Origin of the sequence: Stappia albiluteola, from assembly GCF_014050225.1 — a bacterium.
GTDB classification, from domain to species: Bacteria; Pseudomonadota; Alphaproteobacteria; order Rhizobiales; family Stappiaceae; genus Hongsoonwoonella; species Hongsoonwoonella albiluteola.
Window position 1 is genome coordinate 99780 of sequence record NZ_JACFXV010000034.1, and the last position, 23077, is coordinate 122856.

Below are 23077 nucleotides of genomic sequence, written 5' to 3' on the forward strand. Positions count from 1 at the left end.
GCCATGGCGCGTCAGGACTACCTTTTCACCTCCGAATCCGTCTCGGAGGGGCACCCGGACAAGGTGTGCGACCGTATCTCCGACACGATTGTCGACGCTTTCCTGGGCGAAATGCCCGAGGCGCGGGTCGCCTGCGAAACGCTGGCCACGACCAACCGCGTCGTCATTGCCGGCGAGACGCGCGGTCCCAATACCCTGACGCATGATTATCTCGCCCATCTGGCGCGCCTGGCCATCAAGGACATCGGCTACGAGCAGGAAGGCTTCCACTGGGAGACCTGCGACGTTGCCGTTCACCTGCATCCGCAGTCGGCTCACATCGCCCAAGGCGTGGACGCGGCGGAGAACAAGGACGAGGGCGCCGGCGACCAGGGCATCATGTTCGGCTACGCCTGCCGCGAGACGCCGGAACTGATGCCGGCGCCGATCTTCTACGCCCACAAGATCCTGCGCATGCTGGCCGAGGCCCGCAAGTCGGGCAAGGAGCCGGCGCTGGGGCCGGATGCCAAGAGCCAGGTGACGGTCCGCTATGCGAACGGCCGTCCGGTCGGCGTCACGTCCATCGTGCTGTCCACCCAGCATCTCGACGCCTCGCTTGAATCGGAAGATGTCCGGGCGATCGTCGAACCCTATATCACCGCCGCCCTGCCTTCGGGCTGGATCTCGCGCGACACGGGCTGGCACGTCAATCCGACGGGCAAGTTCGTCATCGGCGGTCCGGACGGCGACGCCGGCCTCACCGGCCGCAAGATCATCGTCGACACCTACGGCGGCGCGGCTCCCCATGGCGGCGGCGCGTTCTCGGGCAAGGATCCGACCAAGGTCGACAGGTCCGCGGCCTATGCCGCGCGCTACCTGGCGAAGAACGTGGTGGCCGCCGATCTCGCCGACCGCTGCACCATCCAGCTTGCCTATGCGATCGGCGTTGCCGAGCCGCTTGCGGTCTATGTCGACCTGCACGATACCGGCCGTTGCGACGAAAGCCGGCTGGAAATGGCGCTCCGCGAGGTCATGAACCTGACCCCGCGCGGTATCCGCCAGCACCTGGGCCTCAATCGCCCGATCTACGCCCGCACCGCCGCCTACGGCCATTTCGGCCGCGAGCCGGAGGCCGATGGCGGCTTCTCCTGGGAGAAGATAGATCTGGTGCATACGCTGCGCGACATCGCGGGCTGACAGGCAACCTCGAACGAAGATACGCCCGGCCGGAGCAATCCGGCCGGCCTTGCACGACAGCCGCGACATGACCGATCACAGGGAAGGCTCCTTCTTCGGCCGCCGCAAGGGCAAGCCCTTGCGCGAGCGCCAGACCGCGCTCATGCAGACCCTGTTGCCGCGTCTGAAGGTCGATATCGCCGCGCCGCCACCCGCCGACCTGAAAAGTCTGTTCGCCGCCGACGTCGCCGCTGTCTGGCTGGAGGTCGGTTTCGGGGGCGGCGAGCATTTTCTACACGAGGCCGCGCGCCTGCCCGACATCGGCTTCATCGGCGTGGAGCCCTTCGTCAGCGGTATGGCGAAGGCGGTCGCCGCCCTCGATGAGGCGCCGCTTGCCAATGCGCGGCTCTTCGACGACGACGCCGGCAAGCTGCTCGACTGGCTGCCCGCCTCCTCCGTCGACGGCGTCTATCAGCTCTATCCCGATCCATGGCCGAAGAAGCGGCACTGGAAGCGGCGCTTCATCAACCCGGTCAATCTCGACCGTTACCACAGGGTGATGAAACCGGGCGCTATCTTCCGCTTCGCCAGCGATATCGACACCTATGTCGACTGGACGCTTCGCCACATGCGCGACCATCCGGGCTTCGAATGGCTGGCGGAAAGCGCGGCCGACTGGAAGACGCCCTGGCAGCCCTGGTCCGGCACGCGCTACGAGGAAAAGGCGGTCGGCGAGGGCCGCGTGCCCCGTTACCTCGAATTCCGGCGCATCTGACGGCGCAGCAAGGGGCGGGGATAATCTGCCCTTGCTTCCTGGCCGGTTTTGACTATATTCCGCGACAAAGTTCTCAAGCGGCTCGTAAGAGTGGTTGGAGAGTGGGCCCACCCGGGACCCGCTCTTTTTTGTTTCAGGGACCTGGTTTTGCCGTTTGCGAAGCGGCCGACGAAAACAGGCGTCTGTGCTTATCCTCTTGAGCTGACGGTCGAAAGACGGGGAAATCTGTGCAGGATCAGGATCCAAGGCTGGTCAGGGAAAGCGGGCTGGAGGCGCGCGTCGCCGCGATAGTCGAGCCTGTCGTCGAGGATCTCGGCTACCGGTTGGTCCGGATCCGCATTTCGAGCCTGAACGGCTGTACGCTGCAGATCATGGCCGAGCGCCCCGACGGCACGATGACCGTCGAGGATTGCGAGGAGGTCAGCCGCGCGGTTTCGCCGGCGCTTGACGTGGATGATCCGATCAACCGCGCCTATCATCTGGAAGTGTCCTCGCCGGGTATCGACCGGCCGATGGTGCGGGAGGGCGATTTCGACCGCTGGAGCGGCCATGTCGTCAAGGTCGAGATGGCGATCCCGCTGGATGGGCGCAAGCGCTTCCGCGGCATCATCCTCGGCACGAAGCAGGGCGCGGCCCTGTTACGCCTCGACGACGCCAAGGCGGAGGAGGTGCGTGACGTGACGCTTCCCATCGCCGATATCCGCGAAGCGCGGCTGGTGTTGACGGATGATCTGATCGCGGCGGCATTGCGGGCGGACAAGGCGGCGCGGGAGGGACGCGGCGCTGCGCCCGGTGAAGTTGAAGACGAGTGAAATTCGACCGGGACGGTGCCCATGCGGGTGCGGTCCTCAGGGAGTGAAGGGCCCGGCTTGCGAGCGGGCGCCAAAGGAGTGAACTGAGATGGCAATCAGTGCGAACCGGCTGGAACTCTTGCAGATCGCCGATGCGGTGGCGCGAGAGAAGTCGATCGACCGCGAGATCGTAATCGCCGCCATGGAGGATGCGATCCAGAAGGCCGCGCGGTCCCGTTATGGCACCGAGACCGAGGTGCGCGCGGAGATCAACGGCCGCACTGGCGAGATCCGCCTGCAGCGCCTGCTTCTGGTCGTGGAAAATGTCGAGAATATCTCCACCGAGATCGCTCTCGACGAAGCGCGGCGGCGCAATCCGGAGGCCCAGCTTGGCGATTTTATCGCCGAGCCGCTGCCGCCGCTCGATTTCGGCCGCATCGCCGCCCAGTCGGCCAAGCAGGTGATCGTGCAGAAGGTGCGCGAGGCCGAGCGCGACCGCCAGTACGACGAATTCAAGGACCGTATCGGCGAGATCGTCAACGGCGTGGTCAAGCGTGTCGAATACGGCAATGTCATCGTCGACCTCGGGCGTGGCGAAGGCATCGTGCGTCGCGACGAACTGATCCCGCGTGAGATCTTCCGCAACGGCGACCGTATTCGCGCCTATATCTACGACGTGCGGCGCGAGCAGCGCGGCCCGCAGATCTTCCTGTCGCGCACCCATCCGCAGTTCATGGCCAAGCTCTTTGCCCAGGAAGTGCCGGAAATCTACGACGGTGTCATCGAGATCCGCGCCGTGGCGCGCGATCCCGGCTCCAGGGCCAAGATCGCCGTCATTTCCAAGGACAGCTCCATCGATCCCGTCGGCGCCTGCGTCGGCATGCGCGGCAGCCGCGTCCAGGCGGTGGTGGCCGAGCTCCAGGGCGAGAAGATCGACATCATTCCCTTCAACGAGGATGCGGCGACCTTCATCGTGAATGCGCTGCAGCCGGCGGAAGTCGCCAAGGTGGTGCTGGACGAGGATGCCGAGCGCATCGAGGTGGTGGTGCCGGACGACCAGCTGTCGCTGGCGATCGGCCGTCGCGGTCAGAACGTCCGCCTTGCCTCGCAGCTTACCGGCTGGGCGATCGACATCATGACGGAGCAGGAAGAGTCCGAGCGGCGCCAGAAGGAATTCGTCGAGCGCTCGAACCTGTTCATGGAATCGCTCAACGTCGACGAGATGGTCGGCCAGCTGCTGGCGTCCGAAGGGTTTGCCTCCGTTGAGGAAGTCGCGTATGTGGACCTTGACGAGATTTCCACCATCGAGGGCTTCGACGAGGAGACCGCCGAGGAAATCCAGGCGCGGGCCCGCGAGCACCTGAACGAGCTGGAAGAGAAGCTCGACGCGGAGCGCCGTGAACTCGGCGTTTCGGACGAGCTTCGAGCCATCGACGGCCTGACCACGGCGATGCTCGTGGCGCTCGGCAAGGAGGACATCAAGACGATGGATGATCTCGCCGGATGCGCGGCGGATGATCTCGTCGGCTGGACCGAGCGCAAGAATGGCGAGGTTACCAAGCACCTTGGCGCTCTGAGCGACTTCGAGGTCAGCCGCGCGGATGCGGAAGGCATGGTGATGGCCGCCCGCATCGCCGCCGGCTGGATCAGCGAAGAGGACCTTGCGGTCGAGCCGGAGGAAGAGGTCGAGGTGGAGGCAGAGGAGCCAGTTGCGCCGGCTCACTCGGTCGAGCCGACAGGCCGCGTGCACGAGGCCTGAGCGGATTTGGAGATATCCGGCGCCGCTGTGGCGCCGGAACGAACGACGGAGCGGCTGTTGCCAAGGAAGAACGAACCGCTGGAGCGCTGCTGTGCACTGACGCGCGACGTGCGGCCCGTTTCCGAGCTGGTGCGCTTCGTCGAGGCGCCTGATGGCGGCCTGGTCCCGGATATCAAGGCGAAGCTGCCGGGGCGGGGCGTCTGGGTGACCGCGACGGCGGTTGCGGTGGCACAGGCAGAGCGCAAGCGCGTCTTTGCCAGGAGCCTGAAATCGGCGGTTCGCGTCGAGCCCGGGCTGGCGGAGCGTGTGGATGGCCTGCTGGAGCAGGCGGCCCTCTCGGCGTTGTCGCTTACCCGCAAGGCCGGACAGGTGGTTACCGGCTTCGCCAAGGTCGAGGCGGCGTTGAGGTCCGGCGAGGCTGTTGGTCTGGTGCAGGCCAGCGACGGCGCCGAAGACGGTTTGGGTAAGCTTGCGGCGCTTGCGGGTGCCCGGTTTGCTGGTTCAGGCGGATGTCCGATCGTCCGTTTGTTCACCTCGGCTCAATTGGATTTGGCATTGGGCCGGTCAAATGTGATACATGCTGCACTGCTTGCCGGACCGGCGAGCGCAGGATTTCTTGAAAGGGCGGTTCGCCTGGCGCGCTATCGAAGCGTGTCGGACGGGGTGCCGGTTGACGACGAAGGATCGGCCGATCTCGAACCCAGGGCGGTTTGAGGCTGGAACGGCTGGTCGGTTTCTGGATGCGAAGCGGTCTGAAAAGTGCCCGGCGGGGTGCGGAACGCTTCGACGATGCGGCTGCGCAGGACTGAAGGCGATATGAGCGAAACGAAAAATCCCGGCGACAAGACGATCAGCGTGGAGCGCAAGACGCTTGGCTTGAAGCGCGTTGGCGTCGAGCAGGGCACGGTGCGTCAAAGCTTCTCCCACGGACGGTCGAAGGCCGTCGTCGTGGAGAAGAAGAAGCGCCGGATCGTGATGCCTGGTCAGGAAGGCCGGCCCGAGGGCGAGATGGACGCGCCCGTCGAGGCGGCGGCCGAGCCGCAGCGGGTCGAGCAGCCGGAGCGCGCGGCTCCGCGCGCCGATGCCGGTCAGGGTCGCCGTCAGGGCGGCGGCCAGCGCCAGCAGCAGCGCTCGGGTGGCGGCGCGGTTCTGCGCACGCTGACCAGCGAAGAGGCCGCGGCCCGCGCCGCGGCCCTGCGCGAGGCGCAGATCCGCGAGGTCGAGGATCGCAAGCGCCGCGAAGAGGAAGATCGTATCCGCGCCGAGCAGGAAGCCAGGCGCAAGGTTGAGGAAGAAGAGCGCGCCCGCCGCGAGGCCGAGGAGGCTGCCAGGCGTGCGGCCGAGGAAGTGGCTGCCGCGGCCGCCGCTCCGAAGGTCGAGGATGCGGCGGCAGAGCCGCAGCCCGCCGCCGTCGCGCCTGCCGCGGCCAAGGTTGCCGCCGACGCGAAGGCTGACAAGAAGGAGGCCGTCGCTCCACGCGTCGACCGTCCCGGAGTGCGCAAGCCTGTGGCCGAGGCGGAAGAGGAAGAGGCGCCCAAGGGCGGTCTCAAGGCCGTCAAGCGGCCGAAGGCTGCGCCCGTTCGCGCTCCGGCGCGTCCCGGCGGCGACGATCGCCGCCGCTCCAAGCTGACCATCACCTCGGCGACGGGTAGTGAGGAAGGCCGCAGCCGTTCGCTCGCCTCGCTTCGTCGCCGTCGCGAGAAGGAAAAGCGGGCCGGCATCCAGGTGCAGCGCGAGAAGATCTCGCGCGAGGTCATCCTGCCGGAAGCGATCACCATCCAGGATTTCGCGAACCGCATGGCGGAGCGCGCCGTGGACGTCATCAAGCTGCTGATGAAGCAGGGGCAGATGCTCAAGATCAACGACGTGATCGACGCCGATACGGCGGAGCTGATCGCCTCGGAGATGGGGCACACGGTGAAGCGCGTCTCCGAATCGGATGTCGAGGAAGGCCTGTTCACCGAGGTGGATGCGGACGAGGCCATGGAGTCCCGGCCGCCGGTCGTCACGATCATGGGTCACGTCGATCATGGCAAGACCTCGCTGCTCGACGCCATCCGCAAGGCCAATGTGGTTGCTGGCGAAGCCGGCGGCATCACCCAGCATATCGGCGCCTATCAGGTCGAACTCGGCGATCAGAAGATCACCTTCATCGATACGCCGGGCCACGCCGCCTTCACGCAGATGCGCGCTCGCGGCGCCAAGGCCACGGACATCGTGGTGCTGGTGGTTGCGGCCGACGACGGCGTGAAGCCGCAGACGAAGGAAGCCATCGCCCATGCCAAGGCGGCGGGCGTGCCGATCATCGTCGCCATCAACAAGATGGACAAACCGGCGGCCGATCCCACCCGCGTCCGCACCGAACTGCTGCAGGACGAGATCGTCGTGGAATCGATGGGCGGCGACGTCATTGACGTCGAAGTCTCCGCGCTGAAGGGCACCAATCTCGAAAAGCTGCTGGAGATGATCCTGCTGCAGGCCGAGGTGCTGGAACTGAAGGCGAATGCGGACCGCACGGCGGAAGGCATCGTCATCGAGGCGCAGCTCGACAAGGGCCGCGGTCCTGTCGCGACCGTCCTCATCCAGAAGGGCACGCTCAGGGTCGGCGACATTCTGGTTGCCGGCGCCGAATGGGCCCGCGTCCGCGCCATGCTGGACGAGAACGGCAATCAGGTGAAGGAGGCGGGGCCCTCCAAGCCGGTCGAGGTGCTGGGTTTCCAGGGAACGCCGGAAGCCGGCGACCGTGTCGCGGTGGTGGAAAACGAGGCGCGTGCGCGCGAGATCGTCGACTATCGCCAGCGCCAGAAGCGCGAAAAGGCATCGCTCCATATCAGCGGCGCCCGTGGGTCGCTGGAGCAGATGATGAACCGCCTGCAGGAGTCGGGCCGCAAGGAATTCCCCCTCGTCATCAAGGGCGACGTGCAGGGTTCCGTCGAGGCGATCGTCGGCGCGCTGGAAAAGCTGGGCACGGACGAGGTGGCGGCGCGCGTGCTGCATGCCGGCGTCGGCGGCATCACCGAGTCGGATGTGACCCTCGCTTCGGCCTCGAATGCGCCGATCATCGGCTTCAACGTGCGCGCCAACAAGCAGGCGCGCGAGGCGGCCGACCAGGAAGGCATCGAGATCCGCTACTACAACATCATCTACGACCTGGTCGATGACATTAAAGCGGCGATGTCCGGCCTGCTGTCGCCGGAACGGCGCGAGACCTTCCTGGGCAATGCGGAGATCCTCCAGGTCTTCAACATTACCAAGGTTGGCAAGGTCGCCGGCTGCCGGGTCACCGAAGGTGTGGTGGAGCGCGGTGCGGAAGTGCGTCTCATCCGCGACAACGTGGTGATCCACGAAGGCAGGCTCGGCACCCTGAAGCGCTTCAAGGACGAGGTGAAGGAAGTTCAGGCCGGTCAGGAGTGCGGCATGAATTTCGAGAACTATCAGGACATGCGGCCGGGAGACATCATCGAGTGTTTCCGGGTGGAGCAGATCGCCCGTACCCTCTGATAGGCAAATCGGACAGGATGCGACAGCTGGCGACACGTTTTCGTCAGCGTCGCGCGGACCATTTCATGAGCGGAAAAGATCATGGCGCGCACACGCGGTGAAAGCGCGGGCCAGCCTTCGCAGCGCCAGCTGCGGGTGGGCGAACTCGTCCGCAAGGAACTTTCGGACATCCTGTCGCGGGGCGAACTGTCCGACCCCGAGCTTGCCGGAACGATCATCACGGTGCCGGAAGTGCGCATGACGCCGGATCTTCGCCTTGCGACCTGCCTCGTCATGCCGCTCGGCGGCCAGAATGCCGGCAGGGTCGTCAACGCCTTGTCGCGGCATACGAAATTCCTGCGCGGCCAGGTGTCGCGGCGCCTGACCATGAAATTCAGCCCGGACCTGCGCTTCATACTGGACACGCGCTTCGACGACGACGACCGTATCGGCCGTCTGCTGGGCTCGGATACCGTCCGCCGGGATCTCGACGACGACGCGGCCGGCGATACCGACTGAGGCCATGGCGGTGCAGCGCGGCAAGAAGAAACGAAACCGGATCGACGGCTGGCTGGTCCTCGACAAGCCGAAGGGCCTGACCTCCAACGAGGCGCTGGGGCGCATCAAGCGGATCCTTCACCCTGAAAAGGTCGGCCATGCCGGCACGCTCGACCCGTTGGCCTCGGGCCTGCTGCCGCTTGCTTTCGGCGAGGCGACGAAGACGGTCCCCTTCGCCATGGACGGCCGCAAGGTCTACCGCTTCGAGGTGACCTGGGGCGCGGAAACGGCGAGCGACGATGCCGAGGGGGCGGTTGTCGCCACGTCCGAAATCAGGCCCACGGAAGCCGAAATTCTGGGCGTTCTGCCCGAGTTCGTCGGCACGATCATGCAGGTGCCGCCGAAATTTTCCGCCATCAAGGTGGCGGGCGAACGGGCCTACGATCTTGCGCGCGCCGGGGAGGAGGTGGAACTTTCCGCCCGCCCGATCGATGTGCACGCGCTTTCGCTCGCCGCACTTCCGGACGCCGATCATGCTGTTTTCGAAGCCGAATGCGGCAAGGGCACCTATGTGCGCGCCCTGGCGCGCGACATTGCCCACCGGCTCGGCACGCGCGGTCATGTCACCGGCCTTCGCCGCCTCGTTGTCGGTACCTTCGCCGAAGAAGACATGATTCCGCTGGAAAATATCGAGAAACTGGGGCAATGTGCGCCCGGCGAAGGGCTGAGTGAAGCCCATGCCAATCTGTTTCTGCCCGTTGAGACCGCGCTGGACGACATCCCGGCGCTGGCCGTCAGCCGGGCGGATGCTGCTCTGCTTCGCAAGGGGCAGGGCGTTTTGTTGCGCGGCAGGGACGCGCCCGCATTCAAGGGTCTTGTCAGTGTTACATCGGCCGGCGAGCTGATAGCCCTGGCCGAGATCCTGCGTGGCGAAGTGCTCCCCAAGCGCGTTTTCAACGTGGCGCCGCTTCGCGGCGGCGCTCAGGCAACAGCAAAGGACTGACCGATGTCGATTACCGCTGAGCGCAAGGCTGAGCTGATCAAGGAATACGCCACCAAGGAAGGCGATACGGGTTCCCCGGAAGTGCAGGTCGCTATCCTGTCGATTCGCATCTCCAACCTGACCGAGCATTTCAAGTCTCACGGCAAGGACAACCATTCCCGCCGTGGTCTGCTGAAGCTGGTCAGCCAGCGCCGCTCCCTGCTTGACTACCTCAGGCAGAAGGATGAGGAGCGCTACAAGACGCTGATCCAGCGTCTCGGCATTCGCCGCTAATTGCTTTAAGAAGGCGCGGCAGGCTTCGGTCTGCCGCGTTTTCGCTTGGTTGCGTAGTGTGTCGCCGGAAAAGCCTGTTCGCTCGGCGACGAGATGCGGGTTCCGTTTCAGGGCCTTCGAGACGCTGAACGTCTCGAAAAGAGGGAAGCGGATCCGCTGGAGCAGGAAGGCAAAAAGTGTGAGCGGTCTTCGCCTGAAATCCCGCTCCGGACTATAAGAATCGATCACGTTTTATGAGACCGGCTCGTATCGATCCGATCTCGTCGTGATCCAAAGGCCGCAAAGGCGGTCATGGGGCAGGATCGCAAGACGTTTCGCCGCCGCTGAAAAGGCTGAGCGTCTCGCCGTCTTGCCCATGGCGCGTCCTGCGGAATTCGCGCTCCTTCCTGATGGAAGGACGCTTCATGCAAGCGCTGCCGCTTGAGGTGATCGCCATTGAACGATCCCGTGCGGCGGCAGGAAGTTAGGAAACGACATGTTCAATATTCATCGCGTGCAAATCGATTGGGGCGGACGTCCTCTGACGCTCGAAACCGGCAAGATCGCACGGCAGGCCGACGGCGCCGTCATGGCGACCTATGGCGAGACCAAGGTGCTGGCGACGGTGGTCGCTGCCAAGGAGCCGAAGCCGGGCCAGGATTTCTTCCCGCTGACGGTCAACTATCAGGAAAAGGCCTTCGCCGCGGGCAAGATTCCGGGCGGCTATTTCAAGCGTGAAGGCCGTCCGTCCGAGCACGAGACGCTGACCTCGCGCCTGATCGACCGGCCGATCCGCCCGCTCTTCGTCGACGGCTTCAAGTGCGACACCCAGGTGATCGCCACCGTGCTTTCGCACGATCTGGAAAATTCGCCCGATATCGTGGCCATGGTTGCCGCTTCCGCCGCGCTGACCCTTTCCGGCATTCCCTTCATGGGCCCGATCGGTGGCGCGCGCGTCGGCTATATCAACGGCGAATACGTCCTCAACCCGATGATCGACGACATGCCGGAATCGGCGCTCGATCTCGTCGTCGCGGGTACGGGCGAGGCTGTGCTGATGGTGGAATCGGAAGCCAAGGAGCTCCCCGAGGACGTCATGCTCGGCGCCGTGATGTTCGGCCACCGCGGTTTCCAGCCGGTGATCGAGGCAATCATCAAGCTTGCCGAGACGGCCGCCAAGGAACCGCGCGAGCTGATCGTCAAGGACACCGAGGAACTTTCCGGCAAGATCCGCGACATCGCCGCCGAAGACCTGGTGTCGGCCTATCAGATCACCGCCAAGACCGAGCGCCGCAATGCGATCGACGCTGCCAAGGCGAAGGTCGTCGAGGCCCTCATCACCAATGGCGGCGAGGATGCTCCTGCTTCCAACGTGGTTTCCGACCTGTTCAAGAAGCTCGAAGCTGAAATCGTGCGCGGCGGGATCCTCGACAAGGGCGTGCGCATCGACGGCCGCGACCTGCAGACGGTCCGCCCGATCGTGTCGGAAGTCGGCGTGCTGCCGCGTTCTCATGGTTCCGCTCTCTTCACCCGCGGCGAAACCCAGGCGCTTGCGGTGGCCACGCTCGGCACCAACGAGGACGAGCAGTTCGTGGACGCGCTTGAAGGCACCTACAAGGCGACCTTCATGCTGCATTACAACTTCCCGCCCTTCTCGGTCGGCGAAACGGGCCGCATGGGCTCGCCCGGCCGTCGCGAGATCGGCCACGGCAAGCTTGCCTGGCGGGCGATCCATCCGATGCTGCCGGCCCATCACGAATTCCCCTACACGATCCGCGTCGTGTCGGAGATCACCGAATCGAACGGATCCTCGTCGATGGCCACCGTCTGCGGCACATCGTTGGCGCTGATGGATGCCGGCGTGCCGCTTCGCTCGCCGGTCGCCGGTATTGCCATGGGCCTGATCAAGGAAGGCGACCGCTTCGCGGTTCTGTCCGACATCCTGGGCGACGAAGACCATCTCGGCGACATGGACTTCAAGGTGGCGGGCACCGCTGCCGGCATCACCTCGCTGCAGATGGACATCAAGATCGACGGCATCACCGAGGAAATCATGCGGGTTGCTCTCGACCAGGCGAAGGACGGTCGTGTCCATATCCTCGGCGAGATGGCCAAGGCGATCACCGAGGCGCGCGCCGAGCTTGGCGAGCACGCCCCGCGCATCGAGGTGATCAAGATCCCGGTCGACAAGATCCGCGAAGTGATCGGTTCGGGCGGCAAGGTGATCCGCGAGATCGTCGAGAAGACCGGCGCCAAGATCAATATCGAGGACGACGGCACGGTGAAGGTCGCTTCCGCCGACGGCAAGGCGATCAAGGCGGCGATCAACTGGATCAACTCGATTGCGGCCGAGCCGGAAGTCGGCATGATCTACGAGGGAACGGTCGTGAAGTGCGTCGACTTCGGCGCCTTCGTGAACTTCTTCGGCGCCAAGGACGGCCTCGTCCACATCTCCCAGCTTGCTCCGCAGAAGGTCGCCAAGGTGACCGATGTGGTCAAGGAAGGCGACAAGGTGTGGGTGAAGCTGATGGGCTTCGACGAGCGCGGCAAGGTGCGCCTGTCGATGAAGGTCGTCGACCAGTCGACCGGCCAGGAGATCCAGGCGGCCGAGTAAGCCGGCCGTCTCGGCAATTTACCAAGATGCAATGGCCGGGCCGCAAGGTCCGGCCATTTGCGTTTGCGCCATTGCCTTGGTGAAATGAGGTGATATACCCGCCGCAACTCGACGCGGCCGGCGTGCTGTCGCCGAATCGGGTCGATTGTCCGGGTCCGCTGGAGGAATTGTCATGAACGACATGCGCCTTGTGGTGGTCGGCGCCGGCGGGCGGATGGGCCGCGCGTTGATCCGTGCCGTCACGGAAATGGAAGGCGCGGTCGTGTCCGCCGCGATCGATCGCGAAGGTTCCCAGGTCATCGGCAAGGATGCCGGCGAGCTTGCCGGTGTCGGTCCGATCGGTGTTGCCGTCAGCGACGATCCGCTGCCCGCCTTCGCGAAGGCTGACGGCGTGCTGGATTTCACCTCGCCTGCGGCGACCCGGCTCTACAGTGAATTTGCGGCCCAGGCGCGCATCGTCCATGTCATCGGCACGACCGGTCTTGGCGCGGAAGACGAGGAGCGGATCAATGCCGCGGCCCGCCACGCGCGGATCGTCAAGTCCGGCAATATGAGCTTCGGCGTCAATCTCCTTGCCGCGCTCGTCAGGAAGGCGGCGGAGGTGCTGGATGTCGACTACGACATCGAGATCGTCGAAATGCACCACAAGCATAAGGTGGACGCACCGTCGGGAACCGCGCTGCTGCTGGGCAAGGCTGCCGCGGACGGGCGGAAAATAACGCTGGACGACCATTCGGTGCGCGTCCGCGACGGTCATACCGGGCCGAGGCGCGAAGGCGATATCGGTTTTGCGACATTGCGCGGCGGTTCCGTGGTCGGCGATCACAGCGTGATCTTCGCCGGCCCCGGCGAACGCCTCACGCTTTCCCATCATGCCGAAGACCGGCAGCTGTTCGCGGCCGGTGCGGTCAAGGCCGCCTTGCTGGCGCGCAACATGAAACCGGGACTCTATTCGATGGCCGATCTTCTCGGCCTTGCTTTCTGAGCGCTCCGTGCTGGGGTGCGAACTGGGAGACTGATTGAGATGGAACGCCTCTTGGTGCTGGTGCGGCATGGCCAGAGCGACTGGAACCTGAAGAATCTCTTCACCGGCTGGAAAGATCCGGACCTGACCGAGCAGGGCGTGGCCGAGGCGGTGGAAGCGGGCAAGAAGCTGAAGGATCTCAAGCTTTCCTTCGATATCGCCTTCACGTCGGACCTGACGCGGGCGCAGCATACGCTGGCGCTGATCCTGGAGCAGCTTGGCCAGACGGGCCTTGAGACACTCAAGGATCAGGCGCTGAACGAACGCGACTACGGCGACCTGACGGGCATGAACAAGGATGAGGCGCGCGAGAAGTTCGGCGAGGAGCAGGTGCATGTCTGGCGCCGCTCCTTCGACGTGCCGCCCCCGGGCGGCGAAAGCCTGAAGATGACGGCCGAGCGCGTTCTGCCCTACTACCATGCCGAAATCCTGCCGCGCGTTCTCGGCGGCGAACGCGTGATCGTGGCCGCGCACGGCAATTCGCTGCGTTCGCTCGTCATGGAACTGGAAGGGCTGACGCCCGAGCAGATCCTGAAGCGGGAACTGGCGACGGGCGCCCCGATCGTCTACCGGCTGAAGGAAGACGGCTCGATCGACAGCGTGCAGGACCTGACCGACTGACTGCGGGAATCATTCCCGCAGTAGCGGAAAAGGCGGCCCGACGGCCGCCTTTTTCATTTCACACTCAGGAAACGAAACCTTCCTGCCTGGCGAGATCGGCCAGGTTCCTCTCGGGTCGGGCTCCCACATGGCCGATCACTTCCGCAGCACACAGGCAGCCGAGTTCGGTCGAGGTGGTCAGGTCGAAATCGCGAGCCATGCCAAAGAGGAAGCCGGAGGCGAACAGGTCCCCCGCGCCGGTCAGGTCCACGACTTCGATGTCCTTCCGGGCGGGCACATGCACCGTCTCCTCGCGCGAGATCGCCATGGCGCCCTCTCCACCGAGGGTCAGCGCGGTCAGGCGGCAATCCTCGCGCACGGCATCGATCGCCGTCTGGAGGTCGGAGGTCTCGTAGAGCGAGCGAAGCTCGTGTTCGTTGGCAAACAGCAGGTCGACGATGCCGTCGCGCATCAGCGCCAGGAACTCCGGCCGGTAGCGATCGACGCAGAAGGCGTCCGACAGGGTGAGGCTGACACGCCGCCCGGCCGCATGCGCAATCTCGGCCGCCCGCAGGAAAGCCTGCTTCGCCGCCGGCGGATCCCAGAGATAGCCCTCCATATAGGTGACGGCCGCCGCGCGCACGGTATCGGGGTCGATGTCCTCCGGCGACAGCTCGACGCAGGCGCCGAGATAGGTGTTCATCGTGCGCTCGCCGTCCGGCGTGATCAGGATCATTGAGCGAGCAGTAGGTGCGCGATTGGCGAGCGGTTGTGTTGCAAAATGTACCCCAACACCGCGCATGTCGTGCGCATAGCTCTGGCCGAGTTCGTCTTCCGCAACCTTGCCGACATAGGCTGGCTTGCCGCCGAGCGACGCGATACCTGCGGCGGTATTGCCGGCGCTGCCGCCCGAAATTCGCACCGTCTGTCCCATCTGGTCGTAGAGGCGAACGGCTTCGGCGGTGTCGATCAGCCGCATGGCGCCTTTCACCAGGTTTTCCCGGCTCAGGAAGTCCTCCTCCACATGAGAAAAGACGTCGCAGATGGCGTTGCCGATGCAAAGCGCATCGAAGCGGGTGTCGGTCATTGGATCGGATATCCTTGATGATTTGGGTCAGATTGCCGGAGTGGGACGCAGCGCGCGATTGGCCTCTGGCTCGCGGATCTTCTCGCGGAAGGGGCTGGCGCGGTAGATGCCCAAAATCTTCAGCTCGGCGGAGAAGAATTCGAGCTCTTCAAGCGCCAGCGCGACGGAGCGGTCGTCGGGATGGCCTTCCACATCCGCATAGAACATGGACGCGAAGAACTGGCCTTCCAGCTGGTAGGACTCAAGCTTCGTCATGTTGACGTTGTTGGTGGCGAAACCGCCGAGCGCCTTGTAGAGCGCGGCCGGCACATTGCGCACCCGGAAGACGAAAGTGGTGATCACCGGCTGGCCGTTATTGGCGGCCTTCAGGTCCTCGCGCGACAGGATGACGAAGCGGGTCGTGTTGTGCGCTTCGTCTTCCACGTCGCGCTTCAGGATATCGAGACCATAGATCTCAGCTGCGATTTCCGGCGCAAGGGCCGCCGCGCTCGGGTCGTTTCGCTCGGCAATCTGGCGTGCGGACCCCGCGGTATCGGCACCGATGACGGTCGAAAGGCCGAGTTCGCGGATCACCTTCCGGCACTGACCAAGCGCCATGACATGGCTCTGCACCGTCTGGAGGCCTTCCAGCGTCGCCCCCTTCGGGGCGACCAGCTGGAAGCGGATCGGCAGGAAATACTCGCCGATGATGTGCAGCGAGGAATGCGGCAGCAGGTGGTGAATATCCGCTACACGCCCGGCGACCGAATTCTCGATCGGTATCATGGCCAGGTCCGCACGTCCGCTTTCCACCGCCTGGAAGCAGTCTTCGAAAGTCGGGCAGGGAACGGCCTGGTAGTCGGGATAGACATTGCGGCAAGCCATGTGGGAATTGGCGCCGATCTCACCCTGAAAGACGATTTTCTTCTGGTCGGACATGCGGATGTTTTCTTTCTGAAGGCTGAGCTTCGCTGGTTGCGGCGATCTTTATCCGGCAGTTTCGAGTCTCGCTCGCAGCCGTTCCACATCCGCGGGCGTATTGATATCCATCGGCGCGCTGTCGACAAGGCTGACGTCGATGCGCATGCCGTCTTCCAGCGCCCGCAATTGCTCGAGTTTCTCGCGGATCTCCAGCGGGGACGGGGGCAGTGTAACGAAGCGCTCCAGGGCTGCACGCCGGTAGGCATAGACGCCGATATGCTGATAGAGCGGTCCGTCGCCCGTCGGAGCGGTGGCGCGGGTGAAGTAGAGTGCACGATTGCGCCTACCGGAGAGGGGGGTCACCACGGCCTTTACGAAGCTTGGATCGCTCCGACCCTCCTCGGTGCGGATCTCGGTCATGATGGTGCCGATATCGACCGCCGGATCTGCAAGCGGTTCGAATGCGGCATTTACCGCATCCGGCTCGATCAGCGGTGTATCGCCCTGCAGGTTCAGGATGACGTCGAAACGACCGTCCGGGTCCACCAGCTTCATCGCTTCGAAAATGCGGTCGGAGCCGGAATGGTGGTCTGGGCTCGTCATCACCGCCTTTCCGCCCGCAGCCTCGACCGCCTGCTTGATGCGTTCGTCGTCGCAGGCGACTACGGCCGGCCCGATTCCGGCAGCCTCGGCCTGCCGCAGAACGTGGACGATCATCGGTTTCCCGGCGATATCGATCAGCGGCTTGTCCGGGAGACGCGTGGCGGCCATGCGGGACGGAATCAGGACGAGAGCCTCTTTCAAGGGGTGCTCCGGGTGCTTTTTTCGAAAATGGACGCCTGTAGGGCGAAATGTCTCACGGATTGCCCTTTTATACCTATGGACACGGGCGTCAAAAAATTTGTAGGTTCCGGCAAATTTTCGGCTGCGCGGCTGCGGTAGGGTTCCGCGGGCGCGTTTGCCGTGCGTGCATGGTCATATATAGCTGGAGCCTGACAGGATGGATTCCTTCGAGCTGAACAAGATCGCCGGCGCGGTTTTGCTCGCCCTTCTCGTCGCAATGGGGTTGGGCATCGTATCGGATGTCATTTTCGAGCCCCACCGTCCCGAAAAGCCCGGCTTTGAAATCGCCGTCGCTACGGATGAGGGTGGCGCAACCGAAGTTTCCGAAGGCGGAAAGGAAGAGATCGTTCCGATCGGTACGCGCCTCGTCGAAGCGAGTGTGGAATCCGGCGAAAAGAGCGTTAAGAAGTGCGCCGCCTGCCACAATTTCGAGAAGGGTGGCGCCAACAAGGTCGGGCCGGGTCTCTGGGATGTTGTTGGCCGCAAGCCCGGCAGCCACGAAGGTTTCGGCTACTCTTCCGCTATGACTGCCTTTGGCGAGCAGACCGATAGCTGGACCTACGAGGAACTCGACCAGTTTCTCGCCAACCCCAAGAACCTCGTTTCCGGCACGTCGATGTCCTTCGCAGGCCTGAAGAAGCCGGAAGAGCGCGCCGACGTGATCGCCTATCTGCGCAGCCTGTCGGATAACCCGGAGCCGTTGCCGGCAGAGTAAGCCGTTACAGCGGGTCCTGGACGCGAGCTTCCCGATTGAGCTCGCCCATCGATCTCAATACGATCAAAAGCGGGAGTGAGCCCCAGGCTCCTCCCGCTTTTTTATTTTCCGCCTTATTGTTCTACTAAAATCTCTTTTAAGGGAATTATTCATTCAAAAATGGAATTATCCTGTCGATACGAAGTCAAATGATTCGAGGTCAGCGTTAAAGTGACTTTATTGGATAAAGGCACCGATGACATGACGAAGGGGACTTCCTCCATATTTTCGTATGCGCCCAATAAGGTGGGCTTCGCCCCTGCGATCTTGCTTGCATTGATACTTTTTACAGCTGGATCTTGCCTTACGGAATATGTCGCCTCGATCCTTGGTGAAAATGCCAGGGAGCGCGCGGAAGCCGAAGCCCTTGCCCGTCTGTCCGAGGTACGCGTGAAGCTTGAGGGGGAAGTCAACGCGACGCTGCATGTCGCGCATGGGCTGGTCAGTTATGTCGCGACGCGCCCCGACCTTTCCGAATCCGAGTTCCAGCGCTTTGCGGCGGAAACGGTGGCTATCGCCCGCAACGTCCGCAACGTGGCGCTCGCGCCCGACAACGTTATTCGTTTCGTGCATCCTCTTGCCGGCAACGAAGCAGTGGTCGGTCTGGACTACAGGGCCAACCCCGTGCAATGGCCGAGCGTGGAGCGGGCGATAAAAGAAAGGGCGACGGTCGTTGCCGGACCCGTAGATCTCGTGCAGGGCGGCCAGGCGCTGATTGCCCGCACCCCGATCTTCGTCGCGGCGCCCGAGGCCGGCCCTCAGGCCGAAAGGCGGTTCTGGGGAATGGCGGGGGTCGTCGTCGATATCGCCGGCCTTTTCGCCGATGCGGGGATCGAGCCGCAGAATGCCGGTTACGAATTCGCGGTCAGGGGAGCTGACGGTTCCGGAGCCGATGGAGATATCATCATGGGCGACGGGACGCTCTTCCAGCGAGACGCCATCACCCTTCCGGTCATCCTTCCGTCCGGAAGCTGGCAGATCGCCGGGCTTCCGGTTGGTGGCTGGAAAGTCGATCCGTTTGCCATCCGTCTGGCTCGGGTCATCGGCTATGGGGTTAGTGCGGTATTGGCGGTATTGGCCTTTCTACTTGCGATTTCTCACCAAAAGGCGCGCGCAATGGCGCTGCACGACGCTTTGACGGGATTGCCGAACCGGCGTTTGCTTGAGGACCGTCTGCTGCAACTTGCCGCGCTGTCCGACCGCACGGGCTTCGATTTTCAGGTCTATTTCGTCGACCTGAACGGCTTCAAGCCGATCAATGATGTCTATGGCCATGCAGTGGGCGATGCACTCCTGAAGGAGGTGGGGCGTCGCCTCAAGGACGAAACCCGCAAGACCGATACGGTCGCGCGGGTTGGCGGCGATGAATTCGTGGTGCTGATGCCGGGTGTGGCGGCGGGCCCGGTTGCCGTCGGCATCGCCGATCGCTTCCGCAACCGGGTCAGCGAGCCGGTCATCATCGGGGACAAGCCGATCGCGATTCAGGCAAGTGTCGGCTGGGCCTCCTATCCCTCGGATGCGGAAACGGTGGATGACCTGATGGTGCTTGCCGACAAGCGCATGTATCGTGCGAAAAACAATTTTGCCGTGCAGATGTGAGAGTTTCCCTCCGCTCCTGCAGGGCTTCGGAATCGTGATTAAACTTTTGTCATAAAGCGTTTCGCAGGTGTCGAAGCGCAGCGCGAGCCCCTAATATATCCTGCAAAATGATATGAGCCGGCATCAGCGGCAGGTGCCGCCGGTCGGGCAGGAATTGAGCAGGGGATCGAAGACCATCATGCGGGCATTAGCGAATATCCGGCGAAAGCCGACTGCAAGGACAGCTCTCTTCGCCCTGCTTGCTTCGCTGGTCGCCATCGCCGCTCACCCGGCTACGGCCGAGGAACCGGAATGGCATCATGCGTCCGCATTGACGGGCGATTCGAAGTATCCCGCCGACTTCAAGCATTTCGACTATGTCAATCCGGCTGCGCCGAAGGGTGGCATCGTCCGTCTAGCCGATTCCAGCGGCTTCGACAGCTTCAATCCGATCCTGCCGAGGGGCAATGTCGCGATCGGGCTTGGGCTTCTCTATGATTCGCTGACGGAATCTTCGCTCGACGAACTCAACATCAGCGCGAGTTACGGCCTGATCGCAGAGGCGGTTCGGTATCCGGATGATTATTCCTGGGTCGAATACCGGATCGATCCGAAGGCCAAATGGCATGACGGCGTTCCGATCACGGTCGAGGACGTGATCTGGAGCTTCGAGAAGGTGAAGGAGCTCAACCCGAGCCAATCCTTCTACTATCGGCATGTCGCAAAGGCAGAAGATGCCGGCGACGGCGTGGTCCGCTTCACCTTCGACGCTTCCGGAAATCGCGAATTGCCGCATATCGTCGGCCAGCTCCTGATCCTGCCGAAGCACTGGTGGGAGGGCGTCGACGCCAACGGCAAGCAACGCAGCATCGAGAACGGCACGCTGGAGCCGCCGCTCGGCTCGGGCCCCTATCGCATCGCCGATTTCGAGCCGGGCCGTTACATCGTCTATGAGCGCGTGCCCGGCTACTGGGCGGAGGATCATCCGGCTCGCGTCGGCACCAACAATTTCGACCGGGTGCGTTACGACACCTTCCGTGACACGACCGTGCTGCTGGAAGCCTTCAAGGGCGACCAATACGATTTCCGCGCGGAAAACAGCGCCAAGAACTGGGCGACGGGTTACGATTTTCCGGCCGTAAAGGACGGGAGGGTCATTCTCGAGACCTTCCCCGACCGGGCCAGCGGCGTGATGCAGGCTTTCGTGCCGAACCTGCGGCGGGAGAAGTTCTCCGACGAGCGGGTGCGCCGGGCGCTCAATCTCGCCTATGACTTCGAGACGGCCAACAAGACGACCTTCTTCGGGCAGTACAAGCGCGTGCCCTCCTATTTCGCCGGAACGGAGCTTGCGTCTTCAGGCCTGCCGGAGGGCAAGGAACTGGAAATCCTGGAAAGCGTGCGCGATCTCGTGCCGCCGGAGGTCTTCACCTCGCCCTACGAAAACCCGGTCAACGGCGATCCGCAAAAGCTAAGGGAAAACCTGCGCACCGCGCTCAACCTGCTGAACGAGGCCGGCTACGAGCTGCGCGGCAACGCGCTCGTCAACAAGGCGACGGGTGAGCCCTTCACGATCGAGTTTCTCGCCAACGATCCGAATTCGGAACGGCTGATCCTCCCCTATGCCCGCAACCTGCAGCGGCTCGGCATCAAGCTCAATTTGCGGGTGATCGACACGCCGCAATATATCAACCGCATCCGCGACCGCGATTTCGACATGATCACCGCCGTTTGGGGACAGTCGCTGTCGCCCGGCAACGAACAACTCGATTTCTGGGGATCGGATGCGGCGGACCGGCAGCAGTCGCGCAACTATGCCGGCATCAAGGACAAGGGCGTCGATGCGCTGATCCAGAAGGTGATCTTCGCGAAGGATCGCGAGGAACTGGTTGCGGCCACGCGCGCGCTCGACCGCGTGCTGCTTGCCCATAATTTCGTCGTACCGCAGTTCTATCTGGACCTCGACCGCACGGCGCGCTGGGACCGGTTCGGCCACCCGGAGAACCTGCCGGAATATTCGCACGGCTTCCCCACCATCTGGTGGTGGGATGCCGAAAAGGCGAAGCGGGTTGGAGGCAAGTCATGACGCATGGAATGGCGCCCAGCCGGCGCACCGTGCTGAAGCTTTCGGCTGCTGCTGCGATGGCGGCGTGCCTGCCTTCGGTCCGCGTCCTTGCCGAAGGCGAGCGTCGTCACGGACTGTCGGTTTTTGGCGATCTCAGATACGGTCCCGAATTTTCCGCCTTCGACTATGTCAACGCGGATGCGCCGAAGGGTGGGCGGATCGTCTTCACCGCGCCTTCCTGGGCCTACAATCAGAACCCGCAGACGTTCAATTCCTTCAACAGCTTCATCCTGAAGGGCGATGCGCCGCCGCGGATGGAGCTTTGCTTCGACACGCTGATGGTACGCGCGCTCGACGAGCCGGATGCCATGTACGGATTGGTCGCCGAAAGCGTCGAGATCCTCGATGGCGGCAACACCTATGTCTTCCATCTGCGGGGGGAAGCGCGGTTCCACGACGGTTCGCCGCTGACGGCGGAGGATGTCGCCTTTTCCTTGATGACGCTGAAGGAGATGGGGCATCCGCAGATCCAGCAGACGATTGCCGAACTCGCTTCCGCGGAAGCGCCCGATCCTTCGCGAGTGGTCGTGCGGTTTTCCGGCAAGCAGTCGCGCCAGCTGCCGCTGATCGTGGCGGCGCTGCCGATCCTCTCCAAGTCCTACTACACGACCTATGATTTCGCGCAGTCGACCCTGACACCGCCGCTTTCCTCCGGACCCTATCGCGTCGGCAAGTACGAGGTCGGCCGGTATGTCGAATATGTAAGGGTGGAGGACTGGTGGGGCAAAGACCTGCCGGTGGCCAGGGGACAGTCCAATTTCGACGTCATCCGGCTGGAATTCTTCCGCGATTCCCAGGTCGCGTTCGAGGCCTTCAAGAAGGGTGCGATCACCTTCCAGGAGGAATTCTCCTCCAAGCGCTGGGCGACGGAGTATACGTTCCCGGCGCTTGACGAGAAACGCGTGATCCGCACGGAGTTTCCCGACAATAGGCCGTCGGGCGCACAGGGCTGGTTCTTCAATACGAGGCGGGACAAGTTTTCCGATCCGAGGGTGCGGCAGGCACTGGGTCTTGCCTTCGATTTCGAATGGTCGAATGCTAGTCTGTTCTACGGTCTCTACACGCGCACGAATTCCTTTTTCGAGAATTCGGCGATGATGGCGATGGGAGAGCCGGATGCCGCCGAGTTAGCGCTGCTGGAGCCCTATCGCGACAACCTGCTGCCTGACGTTTTCGGCCCTGCGATCATGGCGCCGACATCCGACGGCTCAGGCCAGGACCGGACGCTGCTGCGCAAGGCCAACCAACTGCTGATGGAGGCCGGCTGTACGCGGGACGGCAACATTTTGCGGCTGCCGGACGGCAAGGCCTTCGAGATCGAGTTCCTGTCCAACTCGCCCGCCTTCGAGCGGATAACGCTGCCCTATATCAGGAATCTCGAACGACTCGGCATCAAGGCGAGTTTCCGCCTGGTCGACCCGTCCCAGTTCCAGTCGCGACTGAACGATTTCGACTTCGATATCTGCGGCAGGCGCTATGCGCTGGAAGCGACGCTGGGCGAATCGATTCGCCAGTTCTGGGGATCGAAGTCGGCTGCCACGCCGGGCAGCTCGAATCTGGCCGGTATCAGCCATCCGGCGATTGACGCCTTGATCGAGAAGGCGATTTTCGCGCCGACCCGGGAGGATATGACGGTTGCGGCCCGGGCCCTCGACCGATGCCTGCGCGCGGGCTACTACTGGGTGCCGCAATGGTACAAGCCGGTGCATACGGTCGCGATGTGGGATGTGTTCGGCATGCCGGCCGAGCCTCCGGCATATGAGTTCCCGGTCGAGACGACGTGGTGGTTCGACGAGGCCAAAGCGGCCGTCATCGGCAAGAGCGGCGGCTGAGGCCGTCGCT

The 23077-nt window shown here is 63.6% G+C and carries 19 protein-coding genes; 16 read left to right on the plus strand and 3 right to left on the minus strand.

Going from position 1 to position 23077, the window contains the following annotated elements; genetic code table 11:
* Window positions 1–3 precede the first annotated feature (3 nt).
* The 12 genes from metK to H2509_RS03040 all read left to right on the plus strand — a co-directional run bounded on the left by metK (window position 4) and on the right by H2509_RS03040 (window position 13972).
* Window positions 4–1176: a methionine adenosyltransferase gene (metK, locus tag H2509_RS02985; RefSeq protein ID WP_182162143.1), complete on the plus strand. Its 1173-nt coding sequence runs from the start codon at window positions 4–6 to the stop codon at window positions 1174–1176.
* A 67-nt stretch (window positions 1177–1243) separates the two neighbouring features.
* Window positions 1244–1930 carry a tRNA (guanine(46)-N(7))-methyltransferase TrmB gene (trmB, locus tag H2509_RS02990; protein WP_182162145.1) on the plus strand — a complete coding sequence of 229 codons (687 nt, stop codon included), beginning with the start codon at window positions 1244–1246 and terminating at the stop codon, window positions 1928–1930.
* 227 nt (window positions 1931–2157) lie between these two features.
* Complete coding sequence (rimP, locus tag H2509_RS02995; RefSeq protein ID WP_182162147.1) at window positions 2158–2742, plus strand: ribosome maturation factor RimP; 585 nt, start codon at window positions 2158–2160, stop codon at window positions 2740–2742.
* A gap of 88 nt (window positions 2743–2830) precedes the next feature.
* Window positions 2831–4480, plus strand: coding sequence for a transcription termination factor NusA (gene nusA, locus H2509_RS03000; protein ID WP_182162150.1), 1650 nt, complete (start codon window positions 2831–2833; stop codon window positions 4478–4480).
* Window positions 4481–4537: 57 nt separating this feature from the next.
* On the plus strand, window positions 4538–5194 hold the full coding sequence (locus H2509_RS03005) for an RNA-binding protein (protein WP_182162152.1): 657 nt from the start codon (window positions 4538–4540) through the stop codon (window positions 5192–5194).
* Window positions 5195–5296: 102 nt separating this feature from the next.
* Window positions 5297–7981 carry a translation initiation factor IF-2 gene (gene infB, locus H2509_RS03010; protein ID WP_182162154.1) on the plus strand — a complete coding sequence of 895 codons (2685 nt, stop codon included), beginning with the start codon at window positions 5297–5299 and terminating at the stop codon, window positions 7979–7981.
* A gap of 81 nt (window positions 7982–8062) precedes the next feature.
* Complete coding sequence (gene rbfA, locus H2509_RS03015) at window positions 8063–8479, plus strand: 30S ribosome-binding factor RbfA (protein ID WP_182162156.1); 417 nt, start codon at window positions 8063–8065, stop codon at window positions 8477–8479.
* A gap of 4 nt (window positions 8480–8483) precedes the next feature.
* Window positions 8484–9461 (plus strand): tRNA pseudouridine(55) synthase TruB, encoded by a 978-nt coding sequence (gene truB / locus H2509_RS03020; protein WP_182162158.1) that lies wholly within the window; start codon window positions 8484–8486, stop codon window positions 9459–9461.
* Window positions 9462–9464: 3 nt separating this feature from the next.
* A complete protein-coding gene (rpsO, locus tag H2509_RS03025) occupies window positions 9465–9734 on the plus strand; it encodes a 30S ribosomal protein S15 (protein ID WP_182162160.1) in 270 nt (89 codons plus the stop codon).
* Window positions 9735–10209: 475 nt separating this feature from the next.
* Window positions 10210–12327 (plus strand): polyribonucleotide nucleotidyltransferase, encoded by a 2118-nt coding sequence (gene pnp / locus H2509_RS03030; RefSeq protein ID WP_182162162.1) that lies wholly within the window; start codon window positions 10210–10212, stop codon window positions 12325–12327.
* Window positions 12328–12499: 172 nt separating this feature from the next.
* Window positions 12500–13312 (plus strand): 4-hydroxy-tetrahydrodipicolinate reductase, encoded by an 813-nt coding sequence (gene dapB, locus H2509_RS03035; RefSeq protein WP_182162164.1) that lies wholly within the window; start codon window positions 12500–12502, stop codon window positions 13310–13312.
* Window positions 13313–13351: 39 nt separating this feature from the next.
* On the plus strand, window positions 13352–13972 hold the full coding sequence (locus H2509_RS03040) for a 2,3-bisphosphoglycerate-dependent phosphoglycerate mutase (RefSeq protein ID WP_182162166.1): 621 nt from the start codon (window positions 13352–13354) through the stop codon (window positions 13970–13972).
* A 64-nt stretch (window positions 13973–14036) separates the two neighbouring features.
* Here the strand turns inward: H2509_RS03040 and H2509_RS03045 are convergent, their stop codons facing one another.
* Genes H2509_RS03045 through H2509_RS03055 form a run of 3 tightly spaced genes read right to left on the minus strand, consistent with a single transcriptional unit; the run spans window position 14037 to window position 16742 of the window.
* A complete protein-coding gene (locus H2509_RS03045) occupies window positions 14037–15038 on the minus strand; it encodes an adenosine kinase (protein WP_182162168.1) in 1002 nt (333 codons plus the stop codon).
* A gap of 27 nt (window positions 15039–15065) precedes the next feature.
* Window positions 15066–15956 (minus strand): prephenate dehydratase, encoded by an 891-nt coding sequence (locus tag H2509_RS03050; protein WP_182162170.1) that lies wholly within the window; start codon window positions 15954–15956, stop codon window positions 15066–15068.
* A 48-nt stretch (window positions 15957–16004) separates the two neighbouring features.
* Window positions 16005–16742 (minus strand): 3-deoxy-manno-octulosonate cytidylyltransferase, encoded by a 738-nt coding sequence (locus tag H2509_RS03055; RefSeq protein ID WP_182162172.1) that lies wholly within the window; start codon window positions 16740–16742, stop codon window positions 16005–16007.
* A 196-nt stretch (window positions 16743–16938) separates the two neighbouring features.
* Here H2509_RS03055 and H2509_RS03060 point away from each other — a divergent pair, with 196 nt between their 5' ends.
* From H2509_RS03060 to H2509_RS03075, 4 genes are all read left to right on the plus strand, one after another.
* Window positions 16939–17496, plus strand: a complete 558-nt coding sequence (locus tag H2509_RS03060) for a c-type cytochrome (RefSeq protein WP_182162173.1) — start codon at window positions 16939–16941, stop codon at window positions 17494–17496.
* 429 nt (window positions 17497–17925) lie between these two features.
* Complete coding sequence (locus H2509_RS03065; protein WP_182162175.1) at window positions 17926–19134, plus strand: diguanylate cyclase domain-containing protein; 1209 nt, start codon at window positions 17926–17928, stop codon at window positions 19132–19134.
* 178 nt (window positions 19135–19312) lie between these two features.
* A complete protein-coding gene (locus tag H2509_RS03070) occupies window positions 19313–21196 on the plus strand; it encodes an extracellular solute-binding protein (RefSeq protein ID WP_182162177.1) in 1884 nt (627 codons plus the stop codon).
* Window positions 21193–23067: an extracellular solute-binding protein gene (locus tag H2509_RS03075; protein WP_182162179.1), complete on the plus strand. Its 1875-nt coding sequence runs from the start codon at window positions 21193–21195 to the stop codon at window positions 23065–23067. Before H2509_RS03070 ends, H2509_RS03075 begins: the two co-directional genes overlap by 4 nt.
* The last annotated feature ends 10 nt before the right edge of the window (window positions 23068–23077 follow it).

What these genes read in the sequence shown, in the direction of transcription:
- metK (WP_182162143.1), top strand. Translation starts at nt 4, where the DNA reads ATGGCGCGTCAGGACTACCTTTTCACCTCCGAATCCGTCTCGGAGGGG.
- trmB (WP_182162145.1), top strand. Translation starts at nt 1,244, where the DNA reads ATGACCGATCACAGGGAAGGCTCCTTCTTCGGCCGCCGCAAGGGCAAG.
- nusA (WP_182162150.1), top strand. Translation starts at nt 2,831, where the DNA reads ATGGCAATCAGTGCGAACCGGCTGGAACTCTTGCAGATCGCCGATGCG.
- infB (WP_182162154.1), top strand. Translation starts at nt 5,297, where the DNA reads ATGAGCGAAACGAAAAATCCCGGCGACAAGACGATCAGCGTGGAGCGC.
- rbfA (WP_182162156.1), top strand. Translation starts at nt 8,063, where the DNA reads ATGGCGCGCACACGCGGTGAAAGCGCGGGCCAGCCTTCGCAGCGCCAG.
- truB (WP_182162158.1), top strand. Translation starts at nt 8,484, where the DNA reads ATGGCGGTGCAGCGCGGCAAGAAGAAACGAAACCGGATCGACGGCTGG.
- rpsO (WP_182162160.1), top strand. Translation starts at nt 9,465, where the DNA reads ATGTCGATTACCGCTGAGCGCAAGGCTGAGCTGATCAAGGAATACGCC.
- pnp (WP_182162162.1), top strand. Translation starts at nt 10,210, where the DNA reads ATGTTCAATATTCATCGCGTGCAAATCGATTGGGGCGGACGTCCTCTG.
- dapB (WP_182162164.1), top strand. Translation starts at nt 12,500, where the DNA reads ATGAACGACATGCGCCTTGTGGTGGTCGGCGCCGGCGGGCGGATGGGC.
- H2509_RS03040 (WP_182162166.1), top strand. Translation starts at nt 13,352, where the DNA reads ATGGAACGCCTCTTGGTGCTGGTGCGGCATGGCCAGAGCGACTGGAAC.
- H2509_RS03045 (WP_182162168.1), bottom strand. Translation starts at nt 15,038, where the DNA reads ATGACCGACACCCGCTTCGATGCGCTTTGCATCGGCAACGCCATCTGC.
- H2509_RS03050 (WP_182162170.1), bottom strand. Translation starts at nt 15,956, where the DNA reads ATGTCCGACCAGAAGAAAATCGTCTTTCAGGGTGAGATCGGCGCCAAT.
- H2509_RS03060 (WP_182162173.1), top strand. Translation starts at nt 16,939, where the DNA reads ATGGATTCCTTCGAGCTGAACAAGATCGCCGGCGCGGTTTTGCTCGCC.
- H2509_RS03070 (WP_182162177.1), top strand. Translation starts at nt 19,313, where the DNA reads ATGCGGGCATTAGCGAATATCCGGCGAAAGCCGACTGCAAGGACAGCT.
- H2509_RS03075 (WP_182162179.1), top strand. Translation starts at nt 21,193, where the DNA reads ATGACGCATGGAATGGCGCCCAGCCGGCGCACCGTGCTGAAGCTTTCG.